Source organism: Arthrobacter sp. B0316-5-4 (genome assembly GCF_059090325.1).
The window spans coordinates 39,053-59,284 of sequence record NZ_JBNHFN010000005.1; the positions used below are offsets into that span (position 1 = coordinate 39,053).

Annotated in this window: 19 protein-coding genes; 12 read left to right on the plus strand and 7 right to left on the minus strand. The window is 64.1% G+C overall.

What is annotated here, in order from left to right; all coding sequences use genetic code 11:
- The first annotated feature begins 62 nt into the window (after nucleotides 1–62).
- On the plus strand, nucleotides 63–803 hold the full coding sequence (locus AC5RU9_RS15700; protein WP_494017174.1) for a GAF and ANTAR domain-containing protein: 741 nt from the start codon (nucleotides 63–65) through the stop codon (nucleotides 801–803).
- A gap of 79 nt (nucleotides 804–882) precedes the next feature.
- Here AC5RU9_RS15700 and AC5RU9_RS15705 read toward each other — a convergent pair whose 3' ends face one another.
- A complete protein-coding gene (locus AC5RU9_RS15705; RefSeq protein ID WP_494017175.1) occupies nucleotides 883–1,623 on the minus strand; it encodes a class I SAM-dependent methyltransferase in 741 nt (246 codons plus the stop codon).
- A 216-nt stretch (nucleotides 1,624–1,839) separates the two neighbouring features.
- On the opposite strand from AC5RU9_RS15705, the gene helR reads away from it, so the two are divergent.
- Both helR and AC5RU9_RS15715 read left to right on the plus strand, forming a co-directional pair.
- Nucleotides 1,840–4,053 carry an RNA polymerase recycling motor ATPase HelR gene (helR, locus tag AC5RU9_RS15710; protein WP_494017176.1) on the plus strand — a complete coding sequence of 738 codons (2,214 nt, stop codon included), beginning with the start codon at nucleotides 1,840–1,842 and terminating at the stop codon, nucleotides 4,051–4,053.
- Between the two features lie 76 nt (nucleotides 4,054–4,129).
- A complete protein-coding gene (locus AC5RU9_RS15715) occupies nucleotides 4,130–4,978 on the plus strand; it encodes an HAD family hydrolase (protein WP_494017177.1) in 849 nt (282 codons plus the stop codon).
- A 15-nt stretch (nucleotides 4,979–4,993) separates the two neighbouring features.
- Here the strand turns inward: AC5RU9_RS15715 and serS are convergent, their stop codons facing one another.
- Entirely contained in the window at nucleotides 4,994–6,274 is a 1,281-nt protein-coding gene (serS, locus tag AC5RU9_RS15720) for a serine--tRNA ligase (RefSeq protein ID WP_211710411.1), read from the minus strand.
- Between the two features lie 111 nt (nucleotides 6,275–6,385).
- On the opposite strand from serS, the gene AC5RU9_RS15725 reads away from it, so the two are divergent.
- The gene (locus AC5RU9_RS15725; RefSeq protein ID WP_494017178.1) at nucleotides 6,386–7,447 is read left to right on the plus strand and encodes a diacylglycerol/lipid kinase family protein; all 1,062 of its coding nucleotides are present in this window, start codon (nucleotides 6,386–6,388) and stop codon (nucleotides 7,445–7,447) included.
- Here AC5RU9_RS15725 and AC5RU9_RS15730 read toward each other — a convergent pair.
- From AC5RU9_RS15730 to AC5RU9_RS15740, 3 genes are all read right to left on the minus strand, one after another.
- Nucleotides 7,444–7,674 (minus strand): hypothetical protein, encoded by a 231-nt coding sequence (locus tag AC5RU9_RS15730; RefSeq protein ID WP_211710409.1) that lies wholly within the window; start codon nucleotides 7,672–7,674, stop codon nucleotides 7,444–7,446. The two genes, AC5RU9_RS15725 and AC5RU9_RS15730, sit on opposite strands and share 4 nt — an antisense overlap.
- A gap of 106 nt (nucleotides 7,675–7,780) precedes the next feature.
- Nucleotides 7,781–8,713: a prephenate dehydratase gene (gene pheA / locus AC5RU9_RS15735; RefSeq protein ID WP_494017179.1), complete on the minus strand. Its 933-nt coding sequence runs from the start codon at nucleotides 8,711–8,713 to the stop codon at nucleotides 7,781–7,783.
- Between the two features lie 31 nt (nucleotides 8,714–8,744).
- Entirely contained in the window at nucleotides 8,745–9,071 is a 327-nt protein-coding gene (locus tag AC5RU9_RS15740) for a rhodanese-like domain-containing protein (protein ID WP_235518011.1), read from the minus strand.
- Nucleotides 9,072–9,224: 153 nt separating this feature from the next.
- Here AC5RU9_RS15740 and AC5RU9_RS15745 point away from each other — a divergent pair, with 153 nt between their 5' ends.
- The 3 genes from AC5RU9_RS15745 (at nucleotide 9,225) to AC5RU9_RS15755 (ending at nucleotide 12,961) form a co-directional block, all read left to right on the plus strand.
- Entirely contained in the window at nucleotides 9,225–9,968 is a 744-nt protein-coding gene (locus tag AC5RU9_RS15745) for a Type 1 glutamine amidotransferase-like domain-containing protein (RefSeq protein ID WP_494017180.1), read from the plus strand.
- Nucleotides 9,961–11,400, plus strand: a complete 1,440-nt coding sequence (locus AC5RU9_RS15750; RefSeq protein ID WP_494017181.1) for an amidase — start codon at nucleotides 9,961–9,963, stop codon at nucleotides 11,398–11,400. The genes AC5RU9_RS15745 and AC5RU9_RS15750 overlap by 8 nt, the downstream gene beginning before the upstream one ends.
- 61 nt (nucleotides 11,401–11,461) lie before the next feature.
- Nucleotides 11,462–12,961, plus strand: a complete 1,500-nt coding sequence (locus AC5RU9_RS15755) for a peptide MFS transporter (protein WP_494017182.1) — start codon at nucleotides 11,462–11,464, stop codon at nucleotides 12,959–12,961.
- Between the two features lie 145 nt (nucleotides 12,962–13,106).
- Here AC5RU9_RS15755 and AC5RU9_RS15760 read toward each other — a convergent pair whose 3' ends face one another.
- A complete protein-coding gene (locus AC5RU9_RS15760; protein WP_494017183.1) occupies nucleotides 13,107–13,763 on the minus strand; it encodes a DUF4190 domain-containing protein in 657 nt (218 codons plus the stop codon).
- A gap of 191 nt (nucleotides 13,764–13,954) precedes the next feature.
- Between AC5RU9_RS15760 and AC5RU9_RS15765 the strand changes: the two genes are divergently transcribed.
- Both AC5RU9_RS15765 and pgm read left to right on the plus strand, forming a co-directional pair.
- Nucleotides 13,955–14,710 (plus strand): SDR family NAD(P)-dependent oxidoreductase, encoded by a 756-nt coding sequence (locus AC5RU9_RS15765; RefSeq protein WP_309993538.1) that lies wholly within the window; start codon nucleotides 13,955–13,957, stop codon nucleotides 14,708–14,710.
- A gap of 199 nt (nucleotides 14,711–14,909) precedes the next feature.
- Nucleotides 14,910–16,571, plus strand: coding sequence for a phosphoglucomutase (alpha-D-glucose-1,6-bisphosphate-dependent) (gene pgm / locus AC5RU9_RS15770; RefSeq protein WP_494017184.1), 1,662 nt, complete (start codon nucleotides 14,910–14,912; stop codon nucleotides 16,569–16,571).
- A gap of 251 nt (nucleotides 16,572–16,822) precedes the next feature.
- On the opposite strand, the gene AC5RU9_RS15775 is transcribed toward pgm, so the two are convergent.
- Complete coding sequence (locus AC5RU9_RS15775) at nucleotides 16,823–17,428, minus strand: malonic semialdehyde reductase (protein WP_211710401.1); 606 nt, start codon at nucleotides 17,426–17,428, stop codon at nucleotides 16,823–16,825.
- A gap of 253 nt (nucleotides 17,429–17,681) precedes the next feature.
- On the opposite strand from AC5RU9_RS15775, the gene AC5RU9_RS15780 reads away from it, so the two are divergent.
- From AC5RU9_RS15780 to AC5RU9_RS15790, 3 genes are all read left to right on the plus strand, one after another.
- Entirely contained in the window at nucleotides 17,682–19,037 is a 1,356-nt protein-coding gene (locus AC5RU9_RS15780; RefSeq protein WP_494017185.1) for a uracil-xanthine permease family protein, read from the plus strand.
- Nucleotides 19,038–19,190: 153 nt separating this feature from the next.
- Nucleotides 19,191–19,757 carry a type 1 glutamine amidotransferase domain-containing protein gene (locus tag AC5RU9_RS15785; RefSeq protein ID WP_211710398.1) on the plus strand — a complete coding sequence of 189 codons (567 nt, stop codon included), beginning with the start codon at nucleotides 19,191–19,193 and terminating at the stop codon, nucleotides 19,755–19,757.
- A gap of 157 nt (nucleotides 19,758–19,914) precedes the next feature.
- Nucleotides 19,915–20,220 carry a hypothetical protein gene (locus AC5RU9_RS15790; protein WP_211710397.1) on the plus strand — a complete coding sequence of 102 codons (306 nt, stop codon included), beginning with the start codon at nucleotides 19,915–19,917 and terminating at the stop codon, nucleotides 20,218–20,220.
- Nucleotides 20,221–20,232 lie beyond the last annotated feature (12 nt).

Sequence of the window (20,232 nt, forward strand, 5' to 3'; positions counted from 1 at the left end):
CTTTCAACGGGTACAGGGGGTTAGTCTCGAAAGGTAGCCACATCCACGGATCGGAGATCCACATGGAAGACCCACAGCTCGTCGAGTCGAGTTCCGTGGTGGCTGATATTCAGGACCTGCTGCTCGCCACTCCTGACGTCGAGGCCTTTCTTGATGAGCTGGCCCGTCACTCAGCTGCCATGTTCAGCACACCCGAAAGGGACGTGTATTGCGGCATCACCCTCATGCGGCAGCGCAACGCCGGCACCGTCGCCAGCAGCAGTGAACGTGCCCGGCTGCTCGACGAAATCCAGTACGCCTACGCCGACGGTCCCTGCCTGCACGCCTGCCGCGAGGCGAGTCAGGTCTACATCCCGGACTTCGAGAAGGACAACACCTGGCCCGAGTACAACAAGGCCATCACCGACCACGGCGTCCGCTCCGTCCTGGCCGTACCCTTCCCTTTGTCCGACAACATCGCCATGGCCGGCCTGAACCTGTACGCCGACCGCCCCAACGCTTTCGACCAGGCCGCAGTGCAGCGCGCCAACGACTACGTCCAACAGGCATCCAAGGGCCTTCAACTCGCGGTACTGATTGCGCAACACAGCCAAACCGCCGCCAACCTGAGGGCCGCCATGGAATCCCGGACGGTGATCGACGTGGCAACGGGCATCATCATCGCCCAGAACCGCTGCACACAGGTCGAAGCCATGGAACTCATCAAGAAGGCCTCCAGCAACCGGAACGTCAAGCTCCGCGTAGTGGCCCAGGCGATCGTCGATTCAGCCGGCGGCGGTCCGATCCAGACCGTGTTTAAGTAGGCCGCAGGCCGGGTGGGTTAATCGCAAGCCCTCGGTCCAGGCGCGGGTTCCACCTGCCAACCTCCCAGTGGGTGGAGGCCTACCTGGGCTTGTGCGCCACAAAGATCAGCTCGCCCTGGGCGCTTCCCACACCTTCCCCGTCCCAACCGCCCAGAGTCGTCTCCACCGAGAATCCTGCCTCGCCCAGGTCCGCGCGCAGTTTTTCCTCGCTGCGGAACGCAAGGGTGGAGATTCGGGGCTCGTGCGCGTCGCCCGCGAGTATCCGGTGCTCGGTCAGCACAACCAGACCCGCTATCTCAGGGCTGCATTCGATCCAGGTTTCCACGATGGCACCGCCCGGAAGGACGTGGAGGTCCCGGGTTTCTTCGCGGGTCCAATGCTCCCAGGCGCGGGCTCCAAGATCACGGGAATCGAACGCCATCAATCCGCCAGGTACGAGTGCCCTGTACACGTCAGCAAGGGTGCGCGACCATTCCGAGTCGTCGCTGATCGCTTGGGCAACATGGGCAGTCATGACCACCACATCGAAGGCTGCTCCCTCTGGGATCTGGGCCGAGGTCCCATGCACCCAGGTCACGTGCTCTGCGCCGGGTTTGCGGCGCGCCGCTTCCAGCGACGGCGTATGGGGGTCGATGCCAACAACTGCGTGTCCCGCAGCTGCAGCAGCAAGGCTGAATCGCCCGGTACCGCAGCCCAAGTCGAGGAGCCGGCTGTTTGGCCGTTGGTTGGCGAACGCCAGAAAAAAGTCGTCGTCGGCCGCCCAGATGTTCTCTGCGTCGTAGAGGGCGGCCTCCTGGGATTCCGTCAGTCTCGAAGGCATCCGCCTACCCTACAGCCGCCGGCGGATATTCGTAGTCGGATATTCGTACAAGGGCGGGATCCGCAGCCTGAAACGAAAAGCAGGGCACAAAAAAGGAAGGGAAATGTTCCCTTCCATATTCAATGTATAACCCACATGGGGGCTTGCGGCAAGGCCCCCTGCTTGCCGAACAATTGACCCACGAACCCCATCACCAAAGAACAAGGGAGTCGTGGGATGCCCGAAACCAGTCCTCTGAAATCTGCCGTATTCGCCCTGCCCGGGCACCTTTCCCGAAAAGCCAACCCCGAGCTGATCGGCGGCGATGAGCAGCATTTCGCGGCCATCGCTGAGACCCTCACAGAGTCCATCGCTGAGCTGTCGGAACGACTTCAGGAAACCCGCAAACAACCGGCGGGTCGAGGCCAACGGGCATTGGATCGCGACCAGGAGATCCACCGACTGACTTCCCGGCTCAGGGCATTGCGCCGCTTCGGCTTGGATCTCTGCCTGGGCCGAATGGTCAGCGCGGACAACCCCGAGCCCGTCTACGTGGGCCGTTTGGGCCTCACTGACAGGGAGGGCCGCAGGCTGTTGGTGGACTGGCGTTCCCCGGCCGCTGAGCCCTTCTTTGGCGCAACCCACGCCAACCCCATGAATCTGCTGAGCCGCCGCAGGTACCGCTGGACCCGGGGCCGGATCAGTGACTATTGGGACGAAGTCTTCACCGCAGAGGGCCTGCAGGGAAACGATGCCCTGGACGACCAGTCTGCCTTCATTGCCAGTCTGGGCAGCAGCCGCTCCCCACGGATGCGGGATGTGCTGGGGACCATCCAGACCGATCAGGACGCGATCATCCGGGCCGGCTCACGGGGTGCCCTGGTAGTTGACGGAGGTCCGGGCACCGGCAAGACCGTGGTTGCCCTGCACCGCGCGGCCTACCTGTTGTATGCGGACCCCCGGCTGGGGCACCGCAGCAACCATCGCAGGAGTGACGTCCTGCTCGTCGGCCCCCACCGGGCCTACCTGGCGTACGTGGCCGACGTCCTCCCCAGCCTGGGTGAAGAGGGCGTCCAGGCGTGCACGCTGCGGGACCTCGTGCCGGAGGGCGCCATAGCTACGCCGGAACGGGACCCGGAGGTGGCGCGCCTCAAGTCATCCGTGGGCATGGTCAAGGCGATTGAGTCAGCAGTCCGCTTCCATGAGCAGCCGCCGTCGAAAGGAATGCAGGTGGAAACGCCCTTTGCGGACGTTTGGCTAGGCGCAGACGACTGGGCTGAGGCCTTCGACGCGGCGGAACCCGGCACCCCGCACAACGAATCCCGGGACGATATCTGGGAGGCTTTGATGGCCATCCTCGTGGACAAGCTGGACCAGCACGGTGTTCCGGAGGGCATGCTCCACAGCTCCTTATCGGACAACGCGGAACTGCGGGCGGCCTTCAACCGGGCGTGGCCCCTGCTTGATTACCGGGGTTTGGTGGCGGACCTCTGGAGCGTCCCGGCCTACCTTCGTTTTTCGGCGCCGTGGCTGGGGGCCGAGGACGTCGCTGCGCTGCAGCGCCCCGAGCCCGCAGCGTGGACGGTACCGGACCTGCCCCTGTTGGATGCGGCCAGGCAGCGGCTCGGCGACCCGGAGGCGGCGCAACGACGACGACGTCGGAAAGTCACCTTGGCCGCCGAACGGGAACTGATGGACCGGGTTGTCGAAGACCTTATTGCAGCTGACGACTCCGAAAACATGGAGATGTACATGCTGCGCGGCGATGACATGCGGGACAAACTAGTGGACGAGGACGGCCTGGAGTCGGGCGATCCGGATGTCCTCATGGGGCCGTTCGCGCACATTGTGGTGGATGAGGCCCAGGAGCTGAGCGATGCGGAGTGGCGGATGCTGCTTCTTCGCTGCCCGTCACGGAGCTTCACCGTGGTGGGAGACCGGGCCCAGGCACGTCATGGGTTCACGGAATCGTGGGAGGAGCGGCTGGAACGCGTGGGATTGGGCAGCGTGACGTTGGCTGGGCTGAGCATCAACTACCGAACCCCGGAAGAAGTCATGACCGAGGCTGCCTCAGTGATCAGGGCGGTCCTCCCTGACGCGAACGTGCCGGTTTCAGTCCGCAGCACCGGCATTCCCGTCACCCACCAACACGCGGACACGCTCCATTCGGTCCTGGACACCTGGCTCGCTGCCAACGCGGAAGGAACTGCCTGCGTCATCAGTAAGCAAGGACGCTCCGACGCCGGTCTTGAGGAAAGCCGCGTCCGCTGGTTGACCCCCGAAGTGTCGAAAGGGCTGGAGTTCGACCTCGTCGTTTTGATCGATCCCGAAACCTTCGGCGAGGGAACCGTAGGCGCCGGAATCGAAAGCGCAGTGGACCGTTATGTGGCAATGACCAGGGCAACCAGCCAGCTCGTCATCCTGCACAGCGGCTCCAACTCCGCTGGATGACTGTTCACGCTCCGTTAATCCCCCGCTGTGGCGCCGGTCCTAGTTCAGTGTCGGAGGTGTCTGCTGTACTGGAAGCATGACTATTTTGACTGATACTCCAGTTGCTGGCATCGATGACCAGCCCAGCAACAACAACAACAAGCTCATGGTTGCCTTGGATGTCGACGGCACGCTCGTCGACCATGACGGCCACATGTCCCCCGGCGTCCGCTCCGCCGCCCAGGCCGTTGTGGCCAGTGGCCACGACGTCATGATCGCTACCGGCCGCTCGCTCAATGCCACGCTTCCCATCATTGAACAGATCGGCCTGGAACGCGGCTACGCAGTGTGCTGCAACGGTGGCGTGACCCTCCGGCTGGACCCCGCGTTGGAGTCCGGGTACGAGATCATCCACAAGGCCACCTTCGATCCCGCTCCTGCCCTGAAGGCGCTGCGGGAGCGGCTGCCCAACGCCAAATACGCCTTGGAGGACGAGGACGGCAACTTCCTTTCCACCGAACGCTTCCAGGACGCCAGCTTCGGCGTGGAATCCATCGGCGTCGATTTCCAGACCATGCTCGATGCCACAGCCGTCCGTGTTGTGGTCTTCAGCAGCGAGAACACCTCGGACGAGTTCAACGAGGCCATCCGCCACATCGGACTTTCGGGCGTGACCTACTCGGTGGGCTGGACCGCGTGGCTGGACATCGCCGCTGAGGGCGTCACCAAGGCCAGCGCCTTGGAGGCCCTGCGCCAGAAGCTAGGCACGGACGTGTCCAACACAGTCGCTGTGGGCGACGGCCGGAATGACATCGAAATGCTCACTTGGGCAGGCCGCGGTGTCGCCATGGGCCAGGCCCCCGACGAAGTGATTGCCGTCGCGGATGAAGTCACCGCGTCAGTGCTCGACGACGGCGCCGCCCTGGTATTGCGCGGCCTGCTGTAACCGCAACCGGAAACCCTAGAGAACCGGCAGGACTTCAAGCCCGCCAAGGTACTTCTGCAGTGCCTTGGGAACATTGACCGAGCCGTCGGGGTTCTGGTGGTGCTCGAGGATGGCCACGATCCAACGGGTGGTAGCCAACGTACCGTTCAACGTGGCCACGGCACGGGTGCCCTTGGCGACACCTTCGTCGTTGATCACGCGTTCACGGATGTTGAGGCGGCGTGCCTGGAACGTGGTGCAGTTGGACGTCGAGGTGAGCTCGCGGTAGGCGTTCTGCGTGGGAACCCAGGCTTCGCAGTCGAACTTGCGGGCTGCGGACATGCCCAGGTCACCGGCGGCGGTGTCGATCACGCGGTACGGGAGCTCGCACTTGGCCAGCATCTCCTCTTCCCAGGCCAGCAGGCGCTCATGCTCGGCGGCAGCCTCTTCGACGGTGGTGTAGATGAACATCTCCACCTTGTTGAACTGGTGCACGCGGATGATGCCGCGGGTGTCCTTGCCGTGCGAACCAGCCTCGCGGCGGTAGCAGGAGCTTTGGCCTGCGTAGCGGATGGGACCTGCGGAGAGGTCCAGGATCTCGTCCGCGTGGTAGCCGGCGAGGGCCACCTCCGAGGTTCCCACAAGGTAAAGGTCGTCTTCAGCGAGACGGTAGATCTCGGCGTCGTGCTTTACATCAAAACCGGTGCCCTGCATGGTCTCGGGACGCACCAAAGTGGGGGTGATCATGGGGACGAAGCCGGCGTCGATTGCCTGTTCCATGGCCATCTGCAGCAACGCCATTTCCAGCCGGGCGCCAACGCCGCGGAGGAAGTAGAAGCGTGAGCCGGAAACCTTGGCACCGCGTTCCATGTCGATCGCGCCGATGAGTTCGCCGATTTCCAGGTGGTCCTTCGGCTCGAAATCGGTGAATTCACGGGGAGTGCCAACGGTCTTGACCACCACGTAGTCGTCTTCGCCGCCCTCGGGCACGCCGTCCACCACCAGGTTGGGGATCACCCGCAGGAGCTCCTCCTGCTTTGCCTGGGCGGCGGCGGCTTCAGCGGAAGCGGCCTTGACCGAGTTGGCGAGCTCCTTGACCTCGGCCAGCAGGGCCTGCTTTTCCTCACCCTTGGCCTGGGCCACCTTCTTGCCGAAAGCATTCTGCTCGGCGCGGAGGGTTTCGTGGCGGATCAGCGCAGCACGGCGGTCGGCGTCAGCGGAGATGATCGCGTCCACAACGGACTCGTCGGCGCCACGGGCGCGCTGGCTGGCCCGGAACTTGTCCGGATTTTCGCTGAGGTCTTTTACGTCGATCACCACACAAGAGTATCGAACCACCCGCGATTTCCCGGTGCGCCGGCGTCCAAACGCCGGACAGACCACGTTCCGGCAAAACGGGGCAGCGCAGCGGGATAGTGTTGGAGCACCATGAGCGACTGGATCCTGTACGCGATTCTGGCTGGGGGCGTGGCGTTTGCCGTCTCCAGTTGGTGGGGTGTGCGCCGATTGAAAGCCCGCCACATCAGGAGCGCCGTTCGGGAGGATGCGCACAAGCCGAACCCCGGCGACCAGAAGGTCGCCGTCATCCTGAACCCGGTGAAGAACAACGCCGAGGTTGCCCGCAAGGCCATCATCGACGCGTGCGAGCTCGCTGGCTGGGACGCGCCCCGCTTCTATGAAACTACGGTGGAAGACCCCGGTTACGGCCAGTCGCGGCAAGCGTTGGCCCACGGGGCCGACGTCGTCCTGGCGTGCGGCGGCGACGGAACCGTCCGCGTGGTGGCCGAGTGCCTGGCCCACAAGAATGTGGCGATGGGCCTCATCCCCGTAGGCACCGGAAACCTGCTGGCGCGCAATGTCGACTTGGACGTCACGGACATGGAGGACTGCATCCAGACGGCGCTGTTCGGCCACCAGCGCTACATCGACACCGCCACCATGGCCATCAGCAACAGCATCACCGGCCACGCATCCACGCACACGTTCCTGGTGATCGCGGGCATGGGCCTGGACGCCGAGGTCGTTGGAGATACCAGGGAAGACCTCAAGAAGACCGTCGGCTGGCTTGCCTACACCGAAGCCGGCGTCCGCCACCTGCCGGGGCGGCGGAAGCGCGTCAGCATCACCATGGATGACGAGCCCGAACAGGCACGCAAGATCCGCAGCGTGCTCTTCGCCAACTGCGGACTGATCCCTGGCGGCATCGACTTCATTCCGCAGGCCATGATTGACGACGGCATGCTGGACATTGTGGTGATGAGCCCGCGCAGCGCGTTTGGTTGGCTGGCCATGTACACAAAGATCCTGTTCAAGCACAAACACAACCTCCCCATGATGAGCTTCTACCGCTCGGGCAAGGTGACCATCCGCAGCCAGGAACCGATGGCCACACAGCTCGACGGCGATCCCTCAGGTGAAGCCACGAAGGTCACCGTGCAGGTTGAACCAGCGTCCCTGCTGGTGCGTGTACCGAAGGCGAAGACCGCCTAGATAGCCCCGGCGTCAGGCTGGGCCGCGTTCCTCTCGGCTTCTTCGGCCGCTGCCTTCGCGGCAGCCCGGGCTTCGGACTGCTCCTTGATCATGGCCTGTTCTTCTTCAAAACGCAGGCGATCCGCACGATCAGCTTCGTCGCCGTCCCAGTCATCATTGTTCTCACTTGAGGGCTTGGGATTGACGATCATGCCCTGGCCGTCTTTGTCATCGCTGTGGACAGTCATGACCGCTCCCTTCGTTAGTAATTCATCCACCGTTTATGGATCAGGCAAGCATACGCACACTTCCATCACTGCGAAAGGGCAACGCTTGTTGCCCTGTGGACAGCGCCTACGAGCCCCTGAGCAGCGAGTCCACCCACGCATGGGCGGAGGCAAAAGCCGCGTCTGAGGTGTGCGGAGCCACGACGGCCGGTTGCCGGTCCGCCCGGGCATAGGAGCCCAGGAAACGGGTTGCCGGGCTGATTCTGTGCAGGCCTGCCAACGCATCGGCTACCCGGGAATCCGAGGCGTGGCCATCGGCGTCGATACTGAAGAAGTAGTGGCCCAGGTACTGGCCTGTGGGACGCGATTCGATCCGGCTGAGGTTCACGCCGCGGGACGCGAACTGGTCCAGGATGTCCATGAGGGCGCCTGGATGGTCCTGGGGAAGCGGCACCACCACAGTGGTCTTGTCGGCCCCGGTCCGTCCCGGAAGCGGGCCGGGGCGGCTCACCAGGATGAAGCGGGTGACGGCGTCCGGGTTATCGCCGATGTTCCCGGCCAGGACGTTCAGGCCTGGTTGTTCGGACGCAATCAGCGGGGCGCAAATCGCCGCTTCGTAGGGCGCATTGTCCGCCAGCAGGCCCATGGCGGCGGCCGCCGTCGAGGAACCGGGAACGTAGTCCGCGTTCGGAAGGTGTTCGTCCACCCAGAGACGGCATTGGGCCCAGGCGTGGCCGTGCGTCGAGATCCGCTTGATGTCGGAAAGCGCGACGCCGGGCCTCGCCACCAGCACGAAGGTGATGGGAACAAGCGCCTCACGGACGATCCGAAGCTCCTGGCCCGTGGCGATCGCATCCAGGGTTGCAGTGACCCCGCCTTCCACCGAGTTCTCGATGGGGACCATGGCCGCGTCGGCTTCGCCTGCCCGGACCCTGTCCAGGGCGGTATTCACGTTGGTGCATGGAATGCGGGTGGCATCAGCAGCGCCTGGCACCTGCATGAGGGCGGCCTCGGTGAAGGTGCCCTCGGGGCCGAGGAACGTGTAGGTGACTGCTGACATCGAATATTCCTTGCTGGTTATATGCGCTGGTTTACAGAACGACCGGCTTGAGCCCGTTGTCGGAGACCATCGGCTTACCGGCTTCCAGCCACATGTCCATCCCGCCGGCAACATTCACCGCCGAGTAACCCTGGCCTACCAGCCACTGAACCGCCCGGAAGGAACGGCCGCCCGTGCGGCAGATGACGAAGAGGTCATCGTCCGGGTCAAGCTCGTCCAGGCGCGCCGGCAACTGGTCCATGGGGATGTGGCGTGCGCCCTCGGCGTGCCCTGCCACCCACTCGTAGTCTTCGCGGACGTCCAGGATGCTGGCATCAGCCGGAATGTCGCCAACAGGCACAGTGTCGAAGTCGCTCATTGCGGTCCCTTCCCATCGATTAAGTCCAGCATCCAGCCTAGTCCTCGCAGCCCTGAGCAGTAACTTGGACCCGCAGGCGGTTGCTTACCGGAGCGCGGGCGTTAAGACTGGACCCGAAGCAATCCACCGAAAAACTGCTGTGAGGAGCACCCCGTGCCTGCTGGGCAACCCACCATCCTGGCGACGTCCGGCGGATACAAGCCGGGCGAACGCACCAGGATCGAGTTCAACCACCTGATGCACTACGCCGTGGAACTCTCCGGCGTGACGGGCCGCGCGCCACGGGTGACGCACATCGGCACAGCGTCCGGCGACCAACGCTGGTGGGCCGCCGAGATGGACCAGGCCGCGAGGATTGCGGGTTTTGATTTCAGCCACCTCAACCTTTTCACCATGCCGAACATCGATGACCCGGAAGCGCATCTACTGGAGCAGGACGTGGTGTGGGTCAACGGAGGCTCGGTGGTGAACCTGCTGGCGGTGTGGCGCGCGCATGGCCTGGACCGGGCCTTGCGGAAGGCTTGGGAAGGTGGCGTTGTGCTTGCAGGTGTTTCGGCCGGTTCGATCTGCTGGTACCAAGGCGGCGTGACCGACTCCTTCGGTCCGGAACTGCGCCCCGTCACAGACTCCCTCGGCTTCCTGCCCTACGCCAGCGGCGTGCACTACGATTCCGAACCCCGCCGCGCACCGGCCATCCATGCGTTGGTGGCCAACGGCACGCTGGGTGAAACCCACTGCACAGACGACGGCGTCGGGCTGGTTTACCGGGGCACGGAACTGGTGGAGGTGGTCTCCGAGGTGAAGAACAAGGCAGCCTTCCGGGTGACGGCCGGTGCGGGCGAGAGCGTGGACGCCGTGGCAGTGGAGGAACGGTTGGAGTCACGTTTCCTTGGCTGATCCTTCGTCGCAGGACCTGTCCGGACTGACCGCCGTAGGACTCCGTGATGCCTTGGCCTCCGGGGATCTCTCCGCCCGCGAGGCCACCGGACACTTCCTCTCCGTGATCGAAGCGCGGAACAAGCAGCTCGGTGCGTTCATCACGGTCATCCAGGAACAAGCCCTGGCCGCAGCCCACACCGCCGATCAGCTGCATGCCCGCCTCTCCCGCCAAGGCCGACTGGATGAACTTCCCCTGCTTCACGGGATGCCCACGGCATTCAAGGACCTCACCGACGTCGCCGGAGTTCCCACCACCCACGGCAGCGCGGCCTTGGATCACAAGCCCGCGCCCGAGGATGGCGCTTTGGCGGCGCACCTGAGGCGCCAAGGAGTCATCCCGCTGGGCAAGACGCAGGTTCCGGAGTTTGGACTGACGGCCTACAGCGAGAACCGCGTGGCACCGCCTTCGCGCAATCCGCATTCGGCGGGGCGAAGCTCCGGCGGCTCGTCGGGCGGCAGCGCTGCCGCGGTGGCCGCGGGCTTGGTGCCGTTCGCGCCGGGGACCGACGGCGGCGGGTCCATCCGGATTCCCGCCGGCGCCTGCGGACTGGTGGGCCTGAAGCCCGGGCGGGGTGCCGTACCGGTGGGGACCAGCCCGGGAGATGCCGCGCAGTTGGTGGCCACCGGGCCACTCGCCCGGACAGCCGCCGACGCTGCTTTGCTCATGGACGCCCTGGTCCCCCGCGAGCAAGCGCCCGACGACGGATACCTCGCCAGCGTGGGTCGGGCGCCGGAGCCCCTGAAGATCGGCGTGAGCCTGGATAGTCCATGGGCCGGGATCTACCCGTTCGACATTGAACCTGAAGCGATGGAGGCCCTGGCGAAGGGCTGCGAACTGCTGGAAAAGGCAGGGCACAGCGTCAGCGAGGCGGAGATCCGGTACGACAACCGCTATCCGGAAGCGTTTACCGCAGCCTGGACCGCCGGCGTCGGGAGCGCCCGGATAGCACCCCGACGGGAGGCGCTGCTGACCCCGCTGACCCAGACGTTCCGGCGTCGGGCGCAACAGCGGAGCGCCTCCAAGGTCAACGAAGCGCTGGGTTTCCTCCGGCAGTTCCAGCACGACACGATCGCGCAGTACGCTGCGTGGGACCTGATCCTCATGCCCACCCTGGCGCAGACGCCGCGCCCCATAGGCTGGTTTACCGGCGGTGGGCACAGCGGCGAGCGCTGGCCGAGCGAGTGGTCCGGCGACGCCGACGATGACTACAGAAGGCAGTGCGAATACGCGCCGTGGTCCTCCATGGTGAACGTGTGCGGGCTGCCGGCCATCAGCATCCCGGTCCATACAACTGCGGGTGGCTTGCCGATGGGGATCCAGCTCATTGGCCGGATGGGTTCTGAGCTGCAGCTTCTCCAACTGGCGGCTTCCCTGGAGGCGCATTCCTGACCGCAGGCAAGCGTGTCTAGCATATGGAAAGTGGTTGCCTTGGGCATTTATCGATGTGACAATGCCCGCGGTCAGTGCCAGCATTAAGAAAATGAGCACATCTCAAACCACGGCTGAGCCTGCCAAGGCTTCGGGCGATACGTCATTCTTCGGCCACCCCAAGATGCTGGCCAGCCTCTTCTCCGTGGAGATGTGGGAGCGATTCTCCTTCTACGGCATGCAGGGCATCCTGCTCTACTACATGTACTTCACCGCCGAGCAGGGCGGCCTCTCCATTGACCAGGGACTCGCAGCCAGCCTGGTGGGCGCCTACGGTGGAGGCGTTTACCTGTCGACGATCCTTGGCGCGTGGCTCGCCGACCGCCTCTTCGGCTCAGAAAAGGTCCTTTTCGGCTCCGCCATCATGATCATGGGCGGCCACATCGCCCTGGCACTGATCCCGGGGATTCCGGGCCTCATTGCCGGCTTGGTACTGGTGGGCGTCGGCTCCGGTGGCCTGAAAGCCAATGCCACGGCACTGGTTGGCACCTTGTACGGCGAGAAGGACGAACGCCGCGATGCAGGTTTCTCCATCTTCTACATGGGCATCAACATCGGGGGCCTCATCGGCCCGCTGGTCACCGGCTGGCTGCAGACCAGCTTCGGCTTCCATGTCGGTTTCGGTGCCGCAGCCGTGGGCATGGCAATCGGCCTGGTCATTTATGCACTCGGCCGCAAGCGCCTTCCCGACGAAGCACACCGCGTACCCAACCCGCTCCCGTCGAAGGACCGCACAAAGTATGGACTGATCTTCGTGGGCATCCTGGTGGTGATAGGCGTCCTGTTGGGTACGGGCTTGGTCAACGCCAACAACCTGGCCCGCAGCATGGCCTACGCCGCCATTGCAGCTTCGGTGATCTACCTGGTCCTGATCTTCCGCAGCCCCCTGGTCTCCGGGCTGGAGCGCAAGCGCGTGGTCGCCTTCATCCCCCTGTACATCGCATCTGCCGCGTTCTGGGCACTGTTCCAGCAGCAGTTCACGTTCATCGCCGTCTACTCGCAGGAGAAGCTGGACCGCAACCTGTTCGGCTGGGAAATGCCCGCCGCGTGGGTCCAGTCCATCAACCCGGTATTCATCATCATCTTCGCCGGCGTCATGGCTGCCCTCTGGACCAAGCTGGGCCCCAAGCAGCCGAGTTCACCGTTGAAGTTCTCCGCGGGCCTGTTCATCATGGGCGTTGCCTTCCTTGCCTTCATCCCGCTGGCGGGCGACGGCAAGACCCCGCTGCTGGCACTTGTGGGCATCCTCTTCCTGTTCACGCTGGCGGAGCTGTTCCTCTCCCCCATCGGCCTGTCCGTGAGCACCAAGCTCGCCCCGAAGGCGTTCCACACCCAGATGGTGGCACTGTTCTTCCTGTCGGTTTCCCTCGGCACCACCTTGGCCGGGATCCTGGCTGGCCTCTACAACCCCGACAACGAACTCCCGTACTTCCTGGGCATCGGCGGCGTGGCAGTAGTGCTCGCCGTAGGCTTGGCTGCGGCAACTCCTGCGATCAAGAAATTGATGGGCGGAGTACGGTAGGCAACTCGGGCCACCGGCTGAATACACGCAAATAACGACGGCGGCCCTTGCGTTGGGTGGGATTCCCACCTGACGCAAGGGCCGCCGTCGTCGGCTTTGTTGTACAGCTGTTGCCGCTAGCGGCGCGCATCAGCTGTACGAAAACTCAATAGTTGTAGCTGCTCCTGGACGTTGCAATGGCAGCGAAGAAAATGATGCCGAAGATCAACGTCAGGGCCACGCCGATGTATCCCATCACCAGGCCGGCAATTGCCATGCCCTTGCCCGCGGGTTCGCGCTTGAGGGCAAGGTGGCCAAGGATAACCGCGGCGATCTGCGGCAGGATGAAGAAGCCGAAGCCCACAAAGATGGCGATGCCGCAGCACATGCTGGCGATGCTCAGGCCTTTGGGCTCAGCCTGCATGGCGTAGTACGCGGGCTGACCGTAGGGGCTGGGTTGGCCGTAGGGCTGCTGGCCAAATGCCTGCTGCTGGTACGGGCTGGGCGGTTGGCCGTACGGGGACTGCGGCTGCTGGCTGTAGTCGCCCGGCGAATACGCGCCCTGGCTTGGGGGCTGCGGCTGGGTGTAGAAGTCGTTCTGGCCCTGGGCGTTCTGCGTATTCGCGCTCTGCTCGTGCGGCGGGATCGGCTGGGTGGCGTTGGCGCCCTGATCCGGTGCGCTGTAATCCGGTGCGCTGTAATCCGGCGTGGCGGGCTGCGGCGAGCTGGCCTCCGGTGCGCTGAACTGTGCGGGCGGAACGTACTGCGGCGGTTGGTAGCCCGCAGGCTTGTCCTCGTTGTCCTTGGACGGCTGGTCTGACATAGGAATCCCCCTGCTATCTGGTCTTTGATCCCAACACTACCGCCGTCCGGGGCAGTGCATAAGTAGGACACCTGTGACGGGATTCATGCAAATGCATGGAATATGGAGGCGATGGACGGGGTTGACCCTAATAGCGACGTAAGCAGCGCTAACTACGAAATCTGCGGGATTCGTCCCGCGAAGGAGGAATCATGGGTAACTTCGAAGGCAAGACCGCACTCGTCACCGGCGGCGGTTCAGGGCTCGGAGAAGCGATCAGCAAGGACCTCGCGAAGAACGGCGTCAACGTGGTTGTCACGGACGTCAACCTCGACGCCGCCACACGGGTAGCAAATGAGATCACTGCCGCAGGCGGGAAGGCCGTACCCTTCCAGGGCAACACAGCTGTTGCCGAGGACAGCAAGAAAGCCGTCGACTTCGCCGTCGAGACCTATGGTGCCCTCAACTACGCGGTCAACAACGCCGGAATCGGCGGAGCCAACGCCCCCGTTGGCGAAGTCGACATCGCCGACTGGGACCGGGTCATCGGCATTAACCTGAGCGGTGTCCTGTATGGAATGCGCTACCAGGTCCCGGCCATCCTCGCAGCGGGCGCTTCCGAAGGCGCAATCGTCAACATGGCATCGATCCACGGTGCCGTCGCCGCACCCGGCAACGCCGCCTACACCGCAGCCAAGCACGGCGTCGTCGGCCTGACCAAGAACGCAGCCGCCGAATACGGTGCACAGGGCCTGCGCGTCAACGCCATCGGCCCGGGCTACATCGACACCCCGCTCCTGGCCAACGCCCCGAAGGAAGTTATCGACGGGCTCGAAGCCAAGCACTCGCTGGGCCGTCTGGGCAAGGCAGAAGAGATCGCGAACGTCACCACGTTCCTCCTCTCTGACAAGGCCAGCTTCATGACCGGTTCGTACGTACTCGTCGACGGCGGCTACACGGCCGTCTAACGGCGCCTCCTCAGTGACACCCTCGCTCCGCCCGGTTCCTTGGACCTGGGCGGAGCGTTCTTTTTGGCTGGCAACCATTCCTGAACAAGAGGTGAATCTTCGTCCCACTGCGGGAGCCGGGGGCGCCATTCGGCGTCACAGGGGCCGGATCCCGGACATTTCCTGTCAGCAGGCCCCGAGGTCTGGCATGCTGGACCCCATGGCTAGCCGAGCGGGCACAGTTGCCCTTCCCCAAGACCTTGTAGACATCACAGCCCTTCTGGACGCGTACTTCGACGTCGCTCCCGACCTGGGTGATCCCGCGCAGCGTGTGGCGTTTGGAACGTCTGGACACCGCGGATCCAGCTTGAAGGCGTCTTTCAACGAACCGCACATCCTCGCGATTACGCAGGCAATAGTCGAGTACCGCGGGCGCCAGGGCATCACTGGGCCGCTGTTCATAGGACGCGACACCCACGCCCTCAGCGAGCCTGCGCAGAACTCCGCGCTGGAAGTTTTGGCCGCCAACGGGGTCACCGTGCTGGTTGACGCACGCCACGCCTACACGCCCACCCCGGCGCTGAGCCACGCCATCCTGAAGTACAACCGCGAAGCCGCCCCGGGCACGCCCCAGGCCGACGGCATCGTGGTCACCCCCAGCCACAACCCGCCCGGTGATGGCGGCTTCAAATACAACCCTCCGCATGGTGGCCCGGCTGACACCGACGCAACGGGCTGGATCGCCGATCGCGCCAACCAACTGCTGGAGAACGGCCTCCGTGGCGTAAAGCGCATGCCGCTGAACGATGCCTTGAACGCGGAAACCACCGGCAAGTTCGACTTCCTCAGCAGCTACGTGGACGACCTCCCGTCGGTGCTCAACCTCGACGCGATCCGCAACGCCGGCGTCCGTATCGGCGCAGATCCCATGGGCGGAGCGTCCGTGGACTACTGGGGTGAAATCGGCGAGCGCCACCAGTTGAACCTCACAGTGGTGAACCCGACAGTCGATCCCCAGTGGGCGTTCATGACCCTCGACTGGGATGAGAAGATCCGCATGGATTGCTCCTCGCCGTCGGCCATGGCCTCCCTGATCCAGCGAATGTCTTTGGGCGCGGACGGCACAGCCGCCTACGACGTCGCCACCGGTAACGACGCCGACGCTGACCGGCACGGCATCGTCACCCCTGACGGCGGCCTCATGAACCCTAACCACTACCTCGCCGTCGCCATCGACTACCTTTACCGGAACCGCAGTGGCTGGAACCCGGAGTCAGTGGTGGGCAAAACACTGGTTTCGTCCTCGATCATCGATCGCGTTGCCGGTGGGCTCGGACGCAAGCTGGTCGAGGTGCCCGTCGGCTTCAAGTGGTTCGTGCCTGGCCTGCTCTCCGGCGAAGGCGCATTCGGCGGCGAGGAATCAGCCGGAGCATCCTTCAACAAGCTCGACGGCAGCGTGTGGACCACGGACAAGGACGGCATCTTGCTGGCCCTGCTCGCTTCGGAAATCACGGCAGTAACCGGGTCCTCCCCTTCGCAGCTCTACAAGGGCCTCACCGACCAGTTCGGCGCACCCGTCTACGCGCGCATCGATGCCGCTGCCACGCGTGATCAGAAGTCCAAGCTGGGCAAGCTCTCCGCTGCCGATGTCACCGCGACCTCCTTGGCAGGCGAAGAAATCACCGCCAAGCTCACGGAGGCCCCAGGCAACGGCGCATCCATTGGCGGCCTGAAGGTCGTCACGGAGAACGCCTGGTTCGCGGCGCGCCCCTCCGGCACCGAGGACGTCTATAAGATCTACGCGGAGTCCTTCAAGGGCGCAGACCACCTGGCCCAGGTCCAGCAGGAAGCCAAGGCGCTGGTGGACGGGGTCATCTCGTAGGTTGAGCGAGCGTCCGCCCCAAGCAGGCGGGAAGTGAGAGAGCGTCCGTAGGTCCCAACGCTCTCTCACGAAACCGACGGGATTTCCCAACGCTCTCTCACGAAACAGGCGGGATTTCCCAACGCTCTCTCACGAAACCGACGGGATTTCCCAAGCCTCTCTCGCATCCCGGCCTCCTGGAGCCCCACTGACCCTTTAAACAGGAAACGCCCGCTCACCTCAGGTGAGCGGGCGTTTCTGCTTTTGAAGCCTTAGACGGTGCGAACCACATCGTCGTAGGAGAACTTCGGCTTGGCGGCGCCCCAGGCGTCCGGGCCGGGCTGGCCGATGTTGACCACGAGGAAGCTCTTCTGGTCACCGTTCGGGAAGAATTCGGCGTCGATCGCGGCGAAGTCAGCGCCGGTCATCGGGCCTGCTGCGAAACCGAGCGAGCGGACGGCGAGGATGAAGTAGCCGGCCTGAAGGTGGGCGTTGTTGTTGCCGGTGGCTGCAGCGAGTTCGGCGTTGTCGTCGTACATGGCCTTGGGGGCGCCGTACTCAGGGAGGAACTTGTCCCACTGACCCTGCCAGTCGGTGTCGTACGACAGGAGTGCGACCAAAGGCGCGGACGCGGTCTTCGCCTGGTTTCCGCGGGAAAGGTGGTCAACCAGCTTGGCGCGGGCTTCGTCCGAGCGGACATAGGTCACGCGGAGTGGCTGGGAGTTGAAAGCCGTCGGGCCGAACTTGGTGAGCTCGTAGATGGCACGGGCCTGCTCGTCGGTGACCTCACCGGCGAAGCTGTTGGCGGTACGGGCTTCGGCAAAAATGGCGTCGACTGCTGCGGCGTCAATGACTGCTTCTTCGTGGGCGATCGTCATTCGTAAACCTTTCGCTGGGCCAGGCCTTGTGGGCGGCCGGGCACTTCTGCTTTCCATGGTTGCAACTTCAACTTCCGTTGTCCTCTTCCCATGACGGCCCGTGACGTTGCGCACAGTGACCTGTCCGGGCGGCGTGGCTCCCCGTTGTGAGGCCCGTTTTGCGCACTACATCGAGCGCGAGGCGCGTAGAGCGGGCCCCGCAATGGCGGTAATGTTGCACCGAATCCCAACACTCTTCTGAGGAAGGCCCGCCATGAGCATGCTCGGCACCAAATGGAAGCTCCACGGCAACGGCAGGTCCATTCGCCCAGGCCACGTTGTAGCTCCCGACGAGCGGCTCGCGTGGCCCCTTACCATCGGCATCGGCATGCAGCACGTGGTGGCCATGTTCGGCGCGACGTTCCTGGTCCCCATCATCACCGGCATGCCCCCAGCTACCACCTTGTTCTTCTCGGGCATTGGGACGCTGCTCTTCCTGGTGATCACCAAGGGTCGCGTGCCCAGCTACCTCGGTTCAAGCTTCGCGTTCATCGCCCCGATCATGGCCTCGCAGCAGCAGTACGGCGTAAGTGGCGCATTGGGCGGCGTGGTGCTGGCCGGCGTCGTACTGGCCCTTATAGGTGCGATTGTGCAGAAGTTTGGCGCCGAATGGATCAACCGGCTGATGCCGCCAATCGTCACCGGTGCGATCGTCGCTCTGATCGGCCTGAACCTTGCGCCGGCTGCCAAGAACAACTTCGACCTCGCACCGGTCACCGCCCTCATCACGCTGGTCACCATCATCCTCGTCTCCGTTTTGTTCCGGGGAATCCTGGGGCGGCTGAGCATCCTCGTGGGCGTTGTGGTGGGGTACCTCGTGGCGATGATGCGCGGCGAAGTCAGCTACGAAAAAATGGACGCGGCGGCCTGGGTCGGCCTTCCGTTCTTCCAGACGCCCGAATTCCACATTGGGGTTGTGGGCCTGTTTGTGCCTGTGGTGCTGGTTCTGGTGGCCGAGAACGTCGGGCACGTGAAGTCGGTAGCCGCCATGACCGGCCAAAACCTCGACGGCGTCTCCGGCCGCGCACTGATGGCCGACGGTGCCGCGACGGTACTCGCCGGATTCGGCGGCGGTTCGGGCACAACCACTTACGCCGAGAACATCGGCGTCATGGCCGCTACCAAGGTCTATTCGACGGCGGCCTATTGGGTGGCCGGTATCTTCGCCATCCTGCTGAGCTTCTCCCCGAAATTCGGCGAACTGATCGCGACCGTCCCGCCGGGCGTACTGGGTGGCGCCGCCACGATGCTCTACGGCATGATCGGCGTGCTCGGCGTGAAGATCTGGGTGCAGAACAAGGTCAACTTCTCCAACCCGATCAACCTGACAACCGCTGCCGTGGCCTTGATCATTGGCATCGCGGACTACACGTGGACCATTGGCGAGCTGAAGTTCACGGGCATCGCCCTTGGGTCAGCTGCAGCGCTGGTGATCTACCACGGCATGAAGGGCCTGGCCCGTTGGCGCGGGACGGTGGCTGAACCGGAGACCGAGACGGCGGGGCTGCCGCCTGCGGTGAAGTCGGCGATGAACGCTGCCGCCAAGCGCACGGGACGCAAGGGGAAGTAGCGCCGCAACGGCCCGAAAACGCGGCACTGCCCGCTGGAACAAAATAGTCAGCTTGCTTACTAAGGCGGGGTTCCCTAGGCTGGAACGGGTCAGACAAACAACTCTCGCAGCACCGGCATACGCCCAAAAAGCAGCCGAACAAGAGGAGGAACAATGTCAGAACACAACATCTCAGGCAAGAAGGTCGCATTCCTGCTGACGGACGGCGTGGAGCAGGTGGAACTCACCAGCCCATGGCAAGCAGTGAAGGACGCGGGCGGCGAACCTACGCTCATCGCCCCCGAAAAGGGCACCATCCAGGGCTACAACGGCACTGAACCGGCTGACACTTTCGATGCAACCCTTGCGGTGTCAGACGCCAACGCATCCGACTTCGACGCCCTCGTACTCCCGGGCGGCGTCGTGAATGCGGACAACCTCCGCGTCGACAAGGACGCCCAGAACTTCACGCGCGCCTTCTTTGAGCAGCACAAGCCCGTGGCATCGATCTGCCACGGCCCCTGGCTCCTCATCGAGGCCGGCGTCATCAAGGGCCGCAACGTCACCTCGTACCACACGCTCCAGACGGACCTGAAGAACGCAGGCGCCAATTGGACCGACGAGGAAGTCGTCGTGGACCAGGGCCTGGTCACCAGCCGCAACCCGGACGACCTCCCCGCCTTCAACGCAAAGGTGGTCGAGGAAATCTCCGAAGGCCAGCACGCCGGCCAGACCGCCTAGCGGCCAGCCGAGCCACTCAAGGCCAGTGCCGCCGTCGTACTTTCACAAGAAGCACGACGGCGGCACTTGCCGTTTCGTCGTAATGTTGCGCACGTCACACTCGCCACATACGCTGGGGGACGCTGCAGCGTGGCAGCACCGATGGAAAGGCACCACTTTGGCCAGCGAGAAGCTCTCAGTAGTTGTTCGCGTCGATGTTGACGGCGAACAGATCCAGATCGCAGCAACCGGGCGCGTGACAACCGCCAGCCTGCAGGGCCTGTACCCGGTGGTTCAGCGGACCAGGAGCCTGGGCGGCGGGCTCGGCGTCGAAATGGACCTGACAGAGGCGATTGTGGATGCCGAAGCCCTCGACCAGCTCACGGTTTATGCTGAGCTTCACGAGATGCCGGTCAAACTCAGCCCCGGCAACGTGACTGCTCTTCCGTCCCGCGAATTCCAAACAGCAAGCCGAGCAGCCTAACAGGAGGCACCG